General features: G+C 40.6%; 2 protein-coding genes. Both read right to left on the reverse strand.

Annotation, left to right across the window (positions count from 1 at the left end):
- Positions 1 to 5: 5 nt before the first annotated feature.
- Entirely contained in the window at positions 6 to 12,599 is a 12,594-nt protein-coding gene (locus F6J99_RS14005) for a non-ribosomal peptide synthetase (protein ID WP_293113446.1), read from the reverse strand.
- Entirely contained in the window at positions 12,596 to 17,518 is a 4,923-nt protein-coding gene (locus tag F6J99_RS14010) for an SDR family NAD(P)-dependent oxidoreductase (RefSeq protein ID WP_293113447.1), read from the reverse strand. The genes F6J99_RS14005 and F6J99_RS14010 overlap by 4 nt, the downstream gene beginning before the upstream one ends.
- Positions 17,519 to 17,537 lie beyond the last annotated feature (19 nt).

A 17,537-nucleotide genomic window follows, 5' to 3' on the forward strand; every position in this document is an offset into this window, starting at 1 on the left:
TGATTTTAGATGTCCGCTAAATCGATTTCTGTTAAAATTTGGTCAAGTTTATCTTGAGTTAACTCGATATCAGAAAAATCTGAAGGAGTATATCCTCCTGTATTGGGAGATTGACAGTGAGCAATCAATGTCTGTAAATTCTCTACATATTTCTGGGCGATAGACTCTATTGTAGAACGCTGATGGATACAACTACTGTAAATCCAATTAATTCCTAATTGACCTTCTACAACCAAGGCATTTATATCTAATAAATAGAGACGATGACCTTGAGGACTTTGGGTGAAACCCATTGATTCAGAAGCAAATTGCCAACTTCCTTCTTGAGACTGACGATGGTTAAATTGACCCAAGTAGTTAAAACTCACTTCTGCTTGTGAAGTTGCTCTTATTTGAGAACGAATTTCTCTGTGGGTACTGAGATAACGTAAAATGCCATAGCCAATACCGTGATTAGGAATTGCTCGCAATTGTTCTTTGATAGATTTCAGGTTTTCCCCAGGATGATTGTTGGCTAACTTTTGTAACCTCACAGGGAACAGACTGGTAAACCAGCCAACTGTACGCGATAAATCCACATCGACAAAGAGTTGTTCTCGTCCATGTCCTTCTAGATCGATGAGTATACTTGATTCTCCTATCCACTCAGTTAAGCATTGTACCAAAGCAGTTAAGAGTACGTCGTTAATTTGGGTATTGTAGGCAGAGGGTACTTCTTGCAAAAGAGCTATTGTCTCTTCCACACTAAGTTTCACAGAAACATAATTTGTATTGCCTACAGTGTTATTTGTTTTCTCGTCTGCATAGTCTACGGGTAAGTGAGTAATTTTTGACTCAGAATGATGTAACCAATAATCCAATTCCTGCTGCATAACTTCTGATTGACTGTAGTCCAAAAGACGCATCGACCAATCTTGAAAAGCTGTAGTTTTAGGAGGAAGTTGTATCTCTTCCCCTCCTTCTAGTTGTTGATAGGCTGTAAATAAATCTTCCAGCAAAATCCGCCATGAGATACCATCAATAGCTAAGTGATGAACAATCAAGAGTAAACGAGCTTCTGTGCGATCACCTAAGTTAAATAGCACAACTCGTATTAAAGGTCCTTGGGAAAGATTCAAGCTCTGCTGTTGCTCATCGATCGCCTGCTCTAGAACAGTTTTTTGTTGGTCTTGAGATACGGATGACAAATTGATTATCTCGAAGGGGATACTTTCTTCCAAACCCTGATTAATTTGTTGCCAAACTTTGTCGTTGACAAAAAAGCGCAGGCGTAGAGCATCATGATGGCTTAATAATTCCCCTACCGCCATTGATAACAAATCGGGTTTGATTTGAGGAGAAACTTTGAGGAGGAAAGATTGATTAAAGTGGTGCGCTTGAGGTAGATTTTGTTCAAAGAACCAATACTGGATGGGAGTCAGAGCTACTTCCCCAGTAACTAAACCCTGTTGCTCAAAAACTTGGATTGTGGTCTCAGAAACGGCAGCCAATCCAGCGATTGTTTGATACTGCAAGACTTGTTGAACAGTAATTTTCATTCCAGCTTGTTGAGCGCGAGTTACCACTTGAATACTAATAATAGAATCTCCTCCTAACTCAAAGAAGTTGTCGTGAATGCTCACTTGTTGGATGTTAAGAATATCTTGCCAAATCGAAGCTAAAGTATTTTCTGCTGGAGTGCGAGGAGCAACAAATTCTCCTGTTTGAATTAATTCTCGATCTGGTTTTGGTAAAGCTTTGCGGTCAACCTTGCCATTAGAAGTTAGGGGTATAGTATCTAACTTGACAAAAGCCGATGGCACCATATATTCTGGCAGTTTATCTTGTAAAAATTGGCGCAGATTGCTGATATCAAGGAATGTTTCTTCACTTACAAAATAGGCAACTAGACGTTTATTTTCCGGAGTATCTTCTCGACAAATCACTACAGTTTGTTGGATTTGGGGATAGCTATTCAGAATGGCTTGGATTTCACCTAATTCGATGCGGAAGCCTCGAATTTTGACTTGGTTATCAGTACGACCGAGAAACTCTATATTACCATCAGGGAAGTATCGAGCTAAATCTCCAGTTTTGTACAGCCGACTTCCTGGCTCATCAGTAAAAGGATCGGGCAGGAAATGTTGAGCCGTTTTCACAGGATCGTTAGCATATTCAGAAGCTAAACACTTACCTCCAATGTAGAGCATTCCTGGAATCCTAATAGGAGAAGGCTGTAAATTCTTGTCTAGAATAAAATATTTGGCATTCTGGATCGGTTTTCCGTAGGGAATACTCACCCAATCTGAATTTACTTGTTCAATCACATAGTAATTTGACCAAATTGTTGCTTCTGTAGCTCCTCCCAAACTAATCAGTTGAGCATCAGGAAAAGCTTGTTTAACGCTATTGGCTAAACTCAGAGGTATCCAGTCACCGCTGAAAAAGACCAGTCGGAGTTTAGAACTAGCAGATTTATCAATTTCCAACAAAGGCACTAATTGTTCAAAAGCTGCTGGAGCTGAATCCCAAAAAGTAATTGATTTATGATTGAGTATCTCCCACAATTCCTGGGGATCTGCTTTTTCTGATTCGGAAGCAATATGTATAGAACCTCCTGCACCTAATATTCCAAAAATATCATAGACTGACAAATCAAAAGAAAGGGAAGTAATAAATAAAAGCCGATCTTTGTCTCCCACTTGAAAGGTGTGGTTAACCCAGTCAATCAAATTAACAACTGGTTGATGGCGAACAGCTACCCCTTTCGGTCTGCCGGTAGAGCCAGAGGTATAAATCATATAAGCTAAATTATCTGATATTAGCTTGTTCAAGGGATTTTCCTGATTTTGTTGAACGATCGATGACCAATCCCTATCTAAACAAACCACTTGGGTTAAATGGTCGGGTAGAGGCAGAGATGAGACCAAACTTTGCTGTGTTAGTAACACTGATATCGCAGCATCTTCTAACATATAGGCTAATCGTTCTACCGGATAACTGGAGTCAAGGGGTACATATGCTCCTCCAGCTTTGAATATTCCTAATACTCCCACTATCATTTCAATGGAACGCTCTACACAAATACCCACCCGAACTTCTGGTTGTACACCCAAACTTTGTAGATAGTAGGCTAATTGATTAGCTTTCTGATTTAATTGGCGGTAAGTTAATTGTTCTTCTTTAAATACCACAGCAACTGCATCAGGATTGCACTCAACTTGCTTTTCAAATAACTGATGAATACATTGGTCTGCTGGATAGTCTGTAGTTGTATTGTTCCATTCCACTAGCAACTGATGTTCTTCTGCTGCCGTTAATAAAGGTAGGCGATCGACTTTCTGTTCGGGATTAGCTACAACAGCTTCTAATAAGGTTTGGAAATGACCCGCCATCCGCACAATAGTTTGGTTATCAAAAAGATCTGTGTTGTACTCCCAATTAGCCACAAGTCCAGTTTCAGTCTCTTCCATTATGAGAGTTAAATCAAACCTTGAAGTTGATGTTTCTAGCGACAACTGTTCCCAGGTTAAATCATCTAGTTGCAACGATTTAATCGGTATATTTTGCAGCACAAACATCACTTGAAACAAAGGTGAGTAACTGAGATTGCGTTCTGGCTGCAGAGCTTCTATTACTTGTTCAAAGGGAATATCTTGATGAGCATAAGCTTCTAGAGTAACTTCTCTGACTTGAGAGAGTAATTCAGCAAAACTGAGGTTATTTTCTAAGGACGTTCTCAATACTATGGTATTGAGAAAACAGCCCAGCAGTGATTCAAGTTCTACACGATTGCGATTAGCGATCGGCGAGCCAATGAGAATATCTTCCTGACCGCTGTAGCGATGCAATAAAATCGCAAATACCGCTAACAGAGTCATAAACAAAGTAGTATTATAATTATCACTTAGCTTTTGTAATTTTTCTGTTACTTCCTTGCTAATTGTAAAGGTTTGAATTTTACCTGAGTAGGTTTGTACTGGCTGCCTTACATGGTCAGTTGGCAACTGTAAGAAGAAAGGAGCATCTGCTAACTGATTCTGCCAGTATTGTATTTGATTGTTCACAACCATTTCAGTCAACCATTGACGCTGCCACAAGGTAAAGTCAACATATTGAATTGTTACTGCTGGCAAGGCAGAGAATTTACCTTGAGTATAAGCTTGGTAGAGAATTGATAATTCTTCAAAGAAAATTCCTAAAGACCAACCATCGGAGATGATATGGTGCAGGATAACTACTAACAGGGATTTCTCAGAGGTTAATTGCAACAAAGTTACACGCAGTAGTGGAGCTGTGGCTAGATTGAAAGGCACTCGAGCTTCCTGTTGCGCATATTCTAGAGCTGCTGCTTCCTTTTGACTATCGGGTTGGTGTTGCCAATTTTTAATTTTGAGTGGGAAGTCTATCTCTGGTTGAATATTTTGTAGGGGCTGACCATTAACAAATGAGAATGTAGTCCGTAGGATTTCATGGCGACGTACCATTTCATTCAAAGCGAATTGTAAAGCAGATACGTTGAGATTACCTGTGATGCGGAATGCTCCTGGGATATTGTAAGTAGGATTTCCTGTTTGCAATCGATCGAGGAACCAGAGTCGCTCCTGTGCCGAAGATAGAGGGAAGGATTGTCCATCACGAAGAACAGCTTTAATTACTGAGGTTGGAAGTGTGGTATCTGTTTGACTTAATTGGTTGATGCTATGCTCTAATTGAGTAACAGTGGGAGACTCAAACAAGGTACGTATAGATATTTCAACTTTAAAAGATTGTCGGATACGAGAAATAAGTTGAGTTGCCAATAAGGAGTGACCCCCAAGTTCAAAGAAATTGTCAGAGATTCCTACTTGGGTTACTTCTAAAACACTGGCAAAGATGTTAGCAATAATTTCTTGAGTAGGAGTTTGAGGTAGCAGATATTCGGATGAAGAGGTAAAGCCTTCCTCCGGTGCAGGTAAAGCTTTACGGTCAAGTTTACCGTTAGGAGTTAAGGGTAGGGCATCTAAGAAAACAAAGACCGATGGCACCATATACTCGGGTAATTTCTGCTGCAAATAGGACTGCAACTCAGTGTTACTCAATGACGAGTTGTTACTAACTAAATAAGCAATCAGTCGTTTGTCACGGGGGTTGTCTTCCCAAACCATGACTATGGCTCGTTGTATTTGAGGATGAGTACTCAGAACAAATTCAATTTCTTCAAGTTCAATGCGAAATCCCCGAATCTTTACCTGGTTATCAACCCGACCCAGAAATTCCATATTTCCATCGGGTAAATATCGTGCTAAATCCCCAGTTTTATATAGTTTTGAACTGATTTTTTTTAGCTGAGAATCTGGGAGCGGATTTTCTATAAAGCTGCTTGCCGTTTTTTCGGGATTATTGAGATACCCAGAAGCCAGACATTCTCCACCAATGTATAGGTTACCAACCACCCCAATTGGACAGGGATTCAAAGATTCATTGAGGATATAATACTGTGCATTCTGGATCGGTTTACCATAGGGAATGCTTACCCATTCTGGAGGGACTTGTTCAATGACGTAGTAATTTGACCAAACAGTTGCTTCTGTGGCTCCTCCTAAAGCGATCGCTTGAGCATTTGGGAAGGCTTGTTTGATTATATCTGGCAGGGTTACAGGAATCCAATCACCACTTAAGAAAATTAACCTTAAGCTGGTATTGACAGAGTTTTGAAATTGCAGGAAGGGTACAATTTGCTCGAAAGCTGCTGGTGCTGAATCCCAAAAGGTAATTTTCTGCTCAGACAATAGCTGTAAAAGTTTTTGAGGTTCTTGGCGTTCTAATTGAGAAGCAATATAAATCGAACCGCCTACCGCTAAGATTCCAAAAATATCATATACTGATAGGTCAAAAGATAAAGGGGTAACAAACAAAAGACGGTCATTTTGTCCGACTTGAAAGGTTTTATTGACCCAATGAATTAGGTTGATCGCCGGTTTGTGTGGAACAATAACGCCCTTGGGTTTCCCTGTGGAACCAGAAGTATAAATCACATAAGCCAGGTTTTCGGATTTAACCCCACTCACAGGATTTTGATGAGGATAGCAAGCAATCTTTTCCCAATCCTTATCCAAACAAACCACCTGTGCTTGATGCTCTGGTAGATACCCCAAAAGAGACTGAGTTGTTACTAACACCTGCACAGCAGCATTTTCTAGCATATAAGCCAATCTTTGTGCTGGATAACTTGAATCTAGTGGTACATAAGCACCTCCCGCTTTGAGGATTGCCAATACTCCCACCACCATTTCTAGGGAACGCTCCACACATATCCCTACAGGCATTTCTACTCCGACTCCTTTACTTTGCAAGTAGTAGGCTAACTTATTAGCTTGCTCATTCAATTGTCGATAGGTTAATTTTTCTTGTTCAAATATTATCGCCACTGCATCGGGAGTGCGTTCTACTTGTTCTTCAAATAACTGATGGATACACTTATCTGAAGGATATGCACTAGCAGTATCATTCCATTCAATCAACAACTGGTGAAGTTCGTTTTCTGATAATAGGGGGAGGGAGGAAATGGTTTGTTCGGGATTAATTACAATTTCCTCCAGCAATTTCTGGAAATGACCCATCATTCGCTCCATTGTTTCTGGAGCAAATAGGTCATCTTTATAGATACAGTAACCTTGTAGTTCTTCTCCTTGAGACCACAAATGTAACTCCAAATCTGACCTCACTGTTAGCTCTCCCAACTGTAGCTGAGTAACCTCCAAATCAGTTAAAGCAAATTTAGGTGCGATCGCCTCTTGTTGCTGAAAGACAAACATGACTTGGAACAGCGGGTTGCGACTCATATCTCGCACTGGCTGCAACTCTTCGACCAATTTTTCAAACGGCATATCTTGATGAGCATAAGCTCCTAAAGCCGTCTGGCGTACTCTCTTTAATAGTTCAGTAAACGTGGGATTACCACCGAGACCGCTACAAAGTACCAAAGTATTGACAAAAATACCGCACAACCCCTCTATTTCACTGAGGTTGCGGTTAGCGATCGGCGAACCCACAGCAATCCGTTCCTGACCACTGTAACGATACAATAACACTTGGAAAGCTGCTAGCAGAGTCATAAACATTGTAGTCCCATGTTTTTGGTTGATTAGCTCTAGAGCTGCCCGCACTTTAGTGCTAATCTTAAATGGGTATCCTTGAGCTGAGAAAGTTTCTACTGGCGGTCGTGAATAATCCGTGGGCAATTGTAAAAGGGGTAGTTCTGCTAGCTGTTGTTTCCAATAAGTTAGTTGATTTTCCAATACTTCGCCTTGTAACCAGTTCCGCTGCCACAGGGCAAAGTCTGCATACTGTATTGATAACTCGGGTAACTGAGAGGACTCTCCTGCTACAAATCCTCTGTACAAAGCTGATAGTTCCCTTGCAAACACTTCCATTGACCAACCATCAAAAGCAATATGATGAAATGTAAGTAGCAGATAATGCTCTGTTTCCCCAAGTTTGAGCAATTTTGCTCGCATCATCAGTCCTTGGTCAAGGGCAAACAAGCACCCATTCTCTTCTATGAGCAATTGTTGTGCTGTATGTGCCTGTTTGGTTGCGTCCAGAGATGTTAAATCTACTACAGGTAACGGAATTTCCTGTAGAGGTTGGATCGACTGAAGTGGCTGTCCATCTACTTCTTGAATAGCAGTGCGTAGGATTTCGTGGCGAATGATTAGCTGATTAAGACTCTGGTGCAATGCTTTGAGGTTAAGTTCTCCCAATAATCGTAGGTTCATGGGTGAATTGTAAGCATTTCCTACCAAGCCCATTTGATCGATAAACCACAGTCTTTGTTGAGCAAATGATAATGGAGAGGGTTCCCCTGGTTTCAACCGTGGTTTTAGGGACAGAGTTTCATCACCAGCGATACCTTCTGCTGCTACCAAATTTGGTATATCTGCCACAGACAAATTTTTGGATGCTTCTAGTTTTTGGCACAATTGTTCTATTTGTGCCATTTGTGCTAATACCCGTTTTTCTTCTAGTAGCTTAATAGCTAAACTGCCTGGAGTAGGGTTTTCAAACACTGCATTCACAGACCACTGGATCGGGAACAACTGGTTTAGCCTCGACACCATTTGAGTCGCTTTCAAGGAATGACCACCCAAATTGAAAAAGTTATCTTCTACCCCGATTTGATCGATGGATAGCAATTGCTGCCACAACCACACTAAGACCTTTTCTACTGGATGCCGTGGTGCTATATAGGTTAGATTTTCCTGTCGCCTATTGTCTGGTGTTGGCAAAGCTTTACGGTCTATTTTGCCGTTGGGAGTTAGGGGCAGTTGTGGTAGTACCACAAATCCACTCGGCACCATATATTCTGGCAATCGCTCCAAGAGAAATTCCTTTAACTTTGGTATTACTTGGGTTGCCTGTTGGGAAGCCAGGGGATTATTGCCATAACCATGCCAGTTACTCCCTACAAGTGATTGTTCAGTTAGGGGTGTTAATACTATCCCCTCTGCTGCTAACTCGGAACGCACAAATACCGCATCAAAACATCCTTCATTCCCTTGTGCAGACCAACACAACTCTAGTTCATACCCCAAAGAAGCACCGATTTCATGGAGTTGTTCTGGATTAATCCCATTTATAGGTTGTTCCTGTAACTTTTGTCTTAACTGCTGGACATTTTTAATTTCTTCTGTCCTTGATAGCAACTCCACAGCCTGAACATCATTCCCCACTCGGTCATTAGCTAAACAACTAAAGCAGATTGATTCTGGCTGCTTGTCCTTTAAGTATGCTTCTATGTCTTGAATTGACATACCAGTACCCTTCTCTACTGGTGCTTTGATAACTGATGTTGGTTCTACCTCAATGTGCAACAGCACACTATAGCGATATTTATTCAGTTCGTTTGACTCCCTTCCCCTCTCTAAACGTATCTGTATGTGAGTGATTTCTGGGTATTGGTTTTTGATAGCAATAAATAGCTTTGGAGACAACAGCAATTCTTTCTCCTGCTGGATTTGTCGTTCTATCTGTTGCCTTAGTTGTTGTAAAGACAGGGATGGAGTAGCTTTATACAGTTGGATAGAAGTATGAAATGCTCTCATTAATGGCAAACTGCGGATATCTCCCAGGACAATTGTACCTCCTGGTTTGACTACCCGAATGCTATTCTCAATCACCTCTGAGAGGTAATCAATACTAGGAAAATACTGGGCTATTGAATTGAGCAGGACCACATCAAAGCTGTTATCAGCTACTCCCGCCATATCGTCTGCTTGCTTCTGCGCCAGAGTAATATGGGAATACTTCTGTGGTTCTCGCTCTATTTGCTGTCGGATGTAATCAAGGGAGGTATTGGAGATATCTGTACCATAATAGCTCTGTATGTTTGGGGCGAACTGAAATAGCAGCATTCCTGTGCCACAACCAATTTCCCATACTTTTTGAGGAGCAAGGGCGAGGACTTGGCTCACAATATCTTTTGCCCAAATACGCATTTGGGTTTCTGGGATGGGTTGATGATCGTAGCTGTTCACCCATACCTCGGTATTGAACAGCGGATCTGTGATTTGGCTGAGGTTTGAGTCTATTTGTTGATCGAAGATATCTTCCCAATGGCTGACTTGCGTATCGACCAGTTCTGATTGAACAATGGTATTTGTGTAGATTTTGGGAACAATGTAGGCAACCAATCGCTTATCGCCAAGGTTATCTTTCCGTGCCAGAACGACTGATTCTTTAACCACCGGATTTTGATTGAGAGTTACTTCAATTTCTCCTGTTTCAATCCTAAAACCTCGAATCTTAACTTGGTGGTCTATGCGACCTAAGAATTCAATATTTCCATCTGGTAAATAGCGGGCTAAATCTCCTGTCTTATAGAGGCGAGTATCAGGGTTTTGACTAAATGGATGAGGAATGAATTTTTCTTGGGTTAATTCTTGTCGATTGAGGTAACCCCGGGCTAAACCTACACCACCAATATGCAATTCCCCTGGTACTCCAATTGGGACAGGTTGTTGATTCTGGTTTAGGAGGTAAATCTGAGTATTAGCAATGGGACAGCCAATGGGAGTAACAATTTGTTCTTCTGTTGTTGTTTCGGAGGTATTTTCTACTTTGTAAATTGATGACCAAATTGTGGATTCTGTAGGACCATAAAGGTTCCATACTTCAGAGCCAATCTTTAATAACTGATCTGCTAACTGGGCAAGTAAAGCTTCTCCACCACATAATAATTTTGCGACTAACTTATGATTTGATAGACCTGAAGCAATCAGCATTTGCCAAGTAGCGGGAGTTGCTTGAATTACAGTTACCTCTGACTCTAGTAGTTGAGGCAACAGCCGATTACCGTCCGTCGCAATTTCACGGGAAACTACAATGACTGAAGCTCCAACGATCAGAGGAAGGTAGAGTTCTAAAGCTGCTATATCAAAGGATATTGTAGTTATGGCGCTAAATCTATCTCCGCAGCTCAACTGCAGATAAGAATTCATGGATGTGAGAAAATTGACCACTGATTGATGAGAAATTTGAACACCTTTCGGTTTTCCTGTCGATCCAGATGTATAAATTACATAAGCTAAATTATCTGAATCAACATCAGTGGCAGAACTGTGGTTGGCAGGGATAGCAGTCTGGATTTCCTTGTCTTGGTCAAGGCAAATCAATGGTATTCTTGTTTGAGGCAAACAAGATTTAGAATTAGAGTCTGTTAACAGGAAATGTATGTCTGCGTCTTCTAGAATATCAACTAAGCGCTGTTGTGGATAAGTGGGGTCGAGGGGCACATAAGCTGCTCCTGCTTTGAGAATTCCCAGTAAGCCTACCACCATTTCCATAGAGCGATCCACACAAATGCCTACTAATACTTCTGGCTTTACCCCTTGCTGTTGCAAATAGTGAGCTAGTTGATTCGCTCTGGTATTTAACTGGGCGTATGTCAGTTGTTGGTTTTCAAAGATGACGGCTACGGCATCAGGTGTTTTTTCGACTTGAGCTTCAAATAGCTGATGTATACATTTATCGGCAGGGTAATCTGTTTTCGTATTATTCCATTCCACAAGTATCTGATTTAGCTCTACTTCGGTCATCAGCGACAGTTTATTAATGGGTTTCTCGGGAGTTGCTACTGCAGCTGAGAGTAATACTTGATAATGTGACAGCATCCGGTCTATTGTGTCAGATTCAAACAAATCTTGATTGTAGAGACACCATACTTTGAGTTCATCTCCTTCTGGCCACAGATGGAATTCCAAGTCCATTCGCACCATTATTTCAGTTTCTGTTCCTTGATAAGAAGCTACTTCTAAGTTAGGCAAGCTCAAGTTGGGCAGCATTGCTTCTGCTTGCTGCAGGGCAAACATTACCTGAAATAAGGGGTTGTGTGATAAAGAACGCTCAGGTTGTAACTCTTCTATCAGTTTTTCTAAGGGGAGGTCTTGATGGCCATAAGCTTCTAAAGTGGTCTGTCGCACTCGGTTCAAAACTTCTGTGAAACTCGGTTCCCCTTGAAGATCTGTATACAAAACGAGAGAATTGACAAAAAATCCAATTAACCCTTCGATTTCACTACGGTTGCGGTTGGCAATTGGCGAACCCACTGCAATGCTCTCTTGACCGCTATAACGATACAGCAAGACTTTGAACCCAGCTAGCAGTGTCATAAATAGAGTTAGTCCATGCCGTTGAGTGAGTTCTTCCAATTTTGAAGTAAGAGAGGCGGATAGATTTATGGATTTACCTGCTCCTCTGAAGGTTTCGACTGCTGGTCGAGGGTGGTCTGTGGGCAGTTGCAGTAGAGGAATTTCTTGGAGCTTGTGCTTCCAGTAACCTAGTTGTGTTTCTAGAGTTTTACCCTGTAACCAGTTTCGTTGCCATACAGCAAAATCTGCATATTGTACCGGGAGTTGTGGTAGAGTTATTGGTTGATTGTTTACTGCTGCGGTGTAAAACTCTGAGAGTTCTTTAGCGAATACTGTCAGTGACCAACCATCGGAAGCTATATGATGGAATGTGACTTGCAGTAGGTGTTCTGTAACTGTTAATTTGATGAGTTGGGTGCGTATGGGTGGATCTATTTCTAGATTGAACTGCTGTTGATTTTCTTGTTGGAGTAATTGTTTTAGTTGGGAATTTTTTTGGGATGAGGTTAACCCACTGAGGTCTTGTTTTGGTAGTTGTAGTTCAAATGGATCTCTAATTATTTGTACTGGTGTGCCGTTAATTTCGCTGAATGTCGTTCTCAGGGTTTCATGGCGAATCATGAGTTGATTGAGACTTTTTTGTAAGGCTAGTTCATCTAATTGACCTGTTAGATGTAGAGTCAATGGTATATTATAAGCATTACGACTTAACCCAGTTTTTTCAATAAACCATAGTCTTTGTTGGGCAAATGACAATGCTAGAGAATTACCATTTCGCTCAACTGGTTTCATGGGCATCTCAATAGTATTAGTAGCTTGCTTAACTTGAAGCAAAAAGCTTATTATCTCTGCTTTGCGATCGACTAATTCACCACGAAGCTTAGATGTCATTTTTCCTTTTGGCGCACTATATTGTAGGCGGTTTTCTTCAACCCAAAGCTTAACCCCTAGAGTACGAAGTTCAGATAATAACTGCTTAATAGTTTTCATAATTCTCCTATTTCCTCATCTTCTTGTTGAATAGAATATTCGCCTACATTTTGGAGAATATCGTTTGATACCATGAACAGAGTTTCAATTTCCTCTGCCAGACTTGCCACATTAGAATTCTCAAATAGACTTTTCAGGGGCAACTCCACAGACAAAACCTTTCGTAAGCGAGAAATCACCTGAGTAGCCAACAGTGAATTGCCCCCCAACTCAAAGAAATTATCATAGATACCCACCACAGATACCCCTAAGACCTCCTGCCAAATTTCAGCTATTTGGCGCTCTGTCTCATTCCTCGGTTTTACCCTTTCTGAAGTTGAACCACCCAGAGTAATTTGGGAAAGTAAACCTATATCAATTTCCCCACCCTCAGTCAAAGGCATTTGAGCCAACTCCACCACAGCACAACTACTAGGTTTACCCACTGCATCCTGTACCATTAGCTCCAGAACACTCACATTAGGTTTACCTTTACCGTTAGTCGTAAAGTAAGCTGTTAATTGTTGCAGACTATCCGAAGTAGAAGTCAACCTTCTGATATTAAGATTACTACCATCCAAACCCACCATTAAATAGGGTTGGTCATGGCATAAACCAGCTAATAGTGAAGACATACCTTGAGATAATCCCACAGCTAGATAACCCTTAGCTTGAGTTAACTGCTTCATTTGATAACCTCGACTCATCCCCATTTCATCCCACATACTCCAAGCTAAACAATAGCTTTGTAACTGACTCATCTCACGTTGATAGTCAGAAAAAGCATCCAAGAAACTATTAGCTGCTGCATAAGCTCCCACCGTTGTGCCACCAAAGAAACCATTAATAGAGGAAAAATTAATAAACAAACTCTTTGGTTGCAATTCTGGCAATTGATGTAATACCAAAGTTCCTATAAGTTTAGGGCGTAACACCTCAGCTAAACTTTCTGGTGTTTCCTCCCTCAGCAAACGCTCTTGCATCAACCCTGCTAGATGAATCACCCCATCCAGTTGTTGAGTGTTCCATCCAGACAAGGTTTGCTGTACTACCTCCTCCACTGCTGTGAGATGACAAATATCCACCCCTTGGTAAATCACCTCACCACCTAGTTGTTGTAATTGTTGGTAAGCTTTGATTTTCTCTGCTAGTTTACCCCCTTGCTGTAAATAAGTTTCCCAACTGTTGCTATCTGGTAGAGGTGTACGACCTAAAAGCAATAGTTTAGCCTGATAATGTTCCAGGAGATACTTAGCAATTTCAACACCAATTCCTCCTAAACCGCCACTGATAAGGTAAGTGCCTCCAGCTTTAAATGGTAATGGTTGTTTGGATAAGGAAGGTAGGTCGATTTTCTCCAGACCTGATACCCAACGCTCTCCATCTCGATAAGCTACTTCTGAATCTTTGGCATCAATAGTGAGTTCCTCAAGTATCCGATGGCTATTGACTTCTAATGAGTCTTGTGGTAAGTCTAGATGCCGACAATGCCAGTGGGGGTTTTCCATCGGGATAGTTTTCAACAAACCTGGTACTGTTGCTTTTTGATATGCAATGGCTTCTTTGGGATTGAGGGACTGACTATTATTGGCAACATACAGCAGTCGTACTGGATAATTTTCCTGATGATTACCAAAGGTTTGTAGAATAAATAAAAGGCTATAAATTCCGGTTTTTTGTGCTGTTTCTAGAGTGTCTGTGTCAGTAATGTCTTGACTAGATTTATCATAATGCCACAGGTGAATAATTGCTCCTATTTGCCGATTATCTGCTGCTAGAGATTGGTATAGTTGTTGATAGTCTTCTCTAGCATCTGGAGCCATTATGTAGTGATTAGCATTAACTTTTTTGAAGGTTTCTCCTAATTCTATTTGTACATAATCTTGAAAATAAGTTTCTAATTTTTGACACAGTTTTTTCCCTAATCCTAATTTATCTACAAATACTAAAATTACTCCAACTTTAGCTAATTTTTCTAGTTGAGCATCTCCTTGTTTTCGCCACCATGTTTTTTGATAAAACCAATCTGGAATTGTGTTGTTATTTTCGGCGATTAAATCTATCCGCTTTGAGATTTCAATAAATTCTCCTGTCGCAAAATTTTGACTTAGTTGAGTTCGTTGAATCTTACCGATAGCAGTTTTGGGAATTAATTCTTTTTCTAGGGGAATTAAATAATCTGGGTTAATTCCCATTCTCTTGACTACTTGTTCTCTGATGTTTTTCAATAAATCTAAAAGCTCTGTATCTTCGATTTTTTCACTATGGAAAAATATGGCTAATTTATCGGTATTGCTGTTAGTTTCTCTGACGGCACAAGCTGCGGTATAAGAAACTTCTATTTCTGCTAATTCTTCTACTGCTGATTCTATTTCATGGCTGTAGTAGTTTAAGCCGTTGATAATAATTACGTCTTTTTGTCTACCGGTAATTTTCAAACGTCCGTTCTTGAGAAACCCTAAATCTCCTGTGTTAAACCAACCGTCTGCTGTAAAAGCTTCTTTATTTGCCTTTATATTTTGATAGTAGCCTGATGTCACTGATGCGCCTTTTACTTGCAGGTGTCCATTAGTTTCTTCTGAGACTATCTGGTTTTGATTATCAACAATACGGATGGCAAACCCTGGAATGGGAGAACCTACTTCTACAAATTTCTGAGCATCATCTGTTGAGTCTAACCAGAAGTTATTCGAGAAGGTTACTGCTGATGAAGTTTCAGACATTCCCCAGGCAGGGTGCATAGCTTGAGCTGGCAGTTGGTATGTAGCCAATAACTCCAAGAATTTTCTGGCAGTTTTACCAACTATCGCTTCCCCTGCATTCAGGATAAATTTTAGAGAGGATAAATCCCATTTCGGACGATCATTTTCGTCACCTATTTTGTCCAGTTGTTCAAGCTGGTCAATAATTAATCCGTAAGCAAAGTTAGGTGCCCAAGTAATTGTTGTCCGATATTGAGACATCAAATCTAACCAGCGTCTCGGTGCTTGCAATATCTCTTGTGTTGGTACATGAATTTGCTGACATCCCAAATACACATCCCTGATATGAAACATCACAATTCCACCTACATGATCTAGAGGAAACCAATTCAAGGAAATATCTTCACAACTAAAATCGTTAATTTGTGCTGTTGCTACACTACGACTTAATAAACTGCTATGACTCTGCATCACTGCCTTCGGCATCCCTGTACTGCCGGAAGTTAGTAGTAAAATTGCTATATCCTCTGGTTGAGAGATATGTAAGTTACTGTCTGGTTCACCGTCGCGCAATTTCTCTATGATTTGTACCTCGAACTTACCTAAATTCATACGTTGAGACCACATACTCACAGATGGAGCTAATTTGCTATCTGTAAGTACCAGAGGTTTCCCTAACATTTTCCAAGTGTTTTCCAGTTTGGTTAAGGTACTATGTGAATGCTCATAACTAGGGGGTATTGATACTGGTACTGGTACAAATCCTCCTAACACACAACCCCAAAATGCACTGATAAAATCTTGATTTGATTCTAACTGAAAAATTACTTTATCTTGAGGTTTCAAACCTAACTGCCTTAACCCACCTAATATTCTTTGGGCTTCTACCCACAACTCACTATAAGTTTGAGTTATTACCTCCCCCTCTAACTGAATAAATATTATACTGGTATCCCCGTGCTGTTGAGCTGTTTGTTCTAATGCTTGTGCTAAAGTAGTCGGTGCATTTAGCGACCACTTTATTGCTTCTCCTTCACTGATAGCTTGCTTTCCTAATGTTGATTTTGTATATAATTCTGTTGTGGAAACTAACTTTTCTGCTACGGGAGTTGCACCATTATTAGGAAGTTTGATTTCTTCTGATGGCAGCAAGTCTGATATATGCAATGGTGGCAAATTTATTGTTTTCTGTTGCACTACCACTGCTACTTTTTCTATTTCTGGCAATGCCTTTAGTTGTGTTTCCCATCGTTCCACTACATTATCGTCTATTACTGGGAAACGCTGTAATGCTATTTCGTCTACTTTTCCTTTGTGAGTTAATGGCAAGCTTGACAGGGGTACATAAGCTCCTGGCATCATGTATGGAGGTAACTGCTGTTGAATTTGGGAATGTAATTGTTTCGGCTTCCAGACTCCGGCCACGACAACATAAGCTACTAATAAAGTTTGATAAGCTAATACATAAGCTTGTTCTACTTCGGGGAATGATAATAATGCTGTTTCTATTTCTGCTAGTTCTATTCGTTTCCCTTTTCTCCATATCTGCCGTTGTTTGGCTCCGAGTATTTCTAGATAACCTTCGTTGTGATAACGACCTATCTCTCCTGTTTGGAATAGTCTACCTAATTGGGGGTGTTCGATAAATTTCTGTGATGTCTGTTCCTGTAGATAACCTCTGGCTAAACTCGAACCACCTACATAAATTTCTCCAGATACTCCTTTGGGGAGTGGGTTTTGGTGTTGGTCTAGTAAATAAACTGATAATCTACCGGGGTTGCCTATAGGTAAGTTTTTTCTAGTATTTTCTTCTGACCATTGCCAGTGGGCTATCTCTCCTGCTGCTTCTGGAATACTGTAGAAGTTGTGTAATGACACTGGGTAGGTTTGGATAAATTTGTTGGCTATTTCTGTTGATAGGGTTTCTCCACTACACAATAGGGTGCGCCAACTTTTCAAAGTTCCTACCTGGTTATTTTTGTTTAGCCAGGTAGGTAATTCTGATGGATACAGGTGAACTATGGTTACTTGGTGCTGGCAGATTAATCTCTGTAATTCTGTTGGGTTTTTATTACCTGCTATGACTATGCTACTGCCACTGATTAGGGCTAAACCTATTTCTAGAATACCTACATCTTCACTCACAGAGGCTTTGTGCAGTATCACCTCTTGCTTGGTTACATTTAATATTTCTTTTACCCATTGTAAACGTTGAACTACCGCCTGATGTTCTACCAAGGTTTGATTCAGGATGTAG

Source organism: Moorena sp. SIO4G3, assembly GCF_010692305.1.
Taxonomy (GTDB): domain Bacteria; phylum Cyanobacteriota; class Cyanobacteriia; order Cyanobacteriales; family Coleofasciculaceae; genus Moorena; species Moorena producens_A.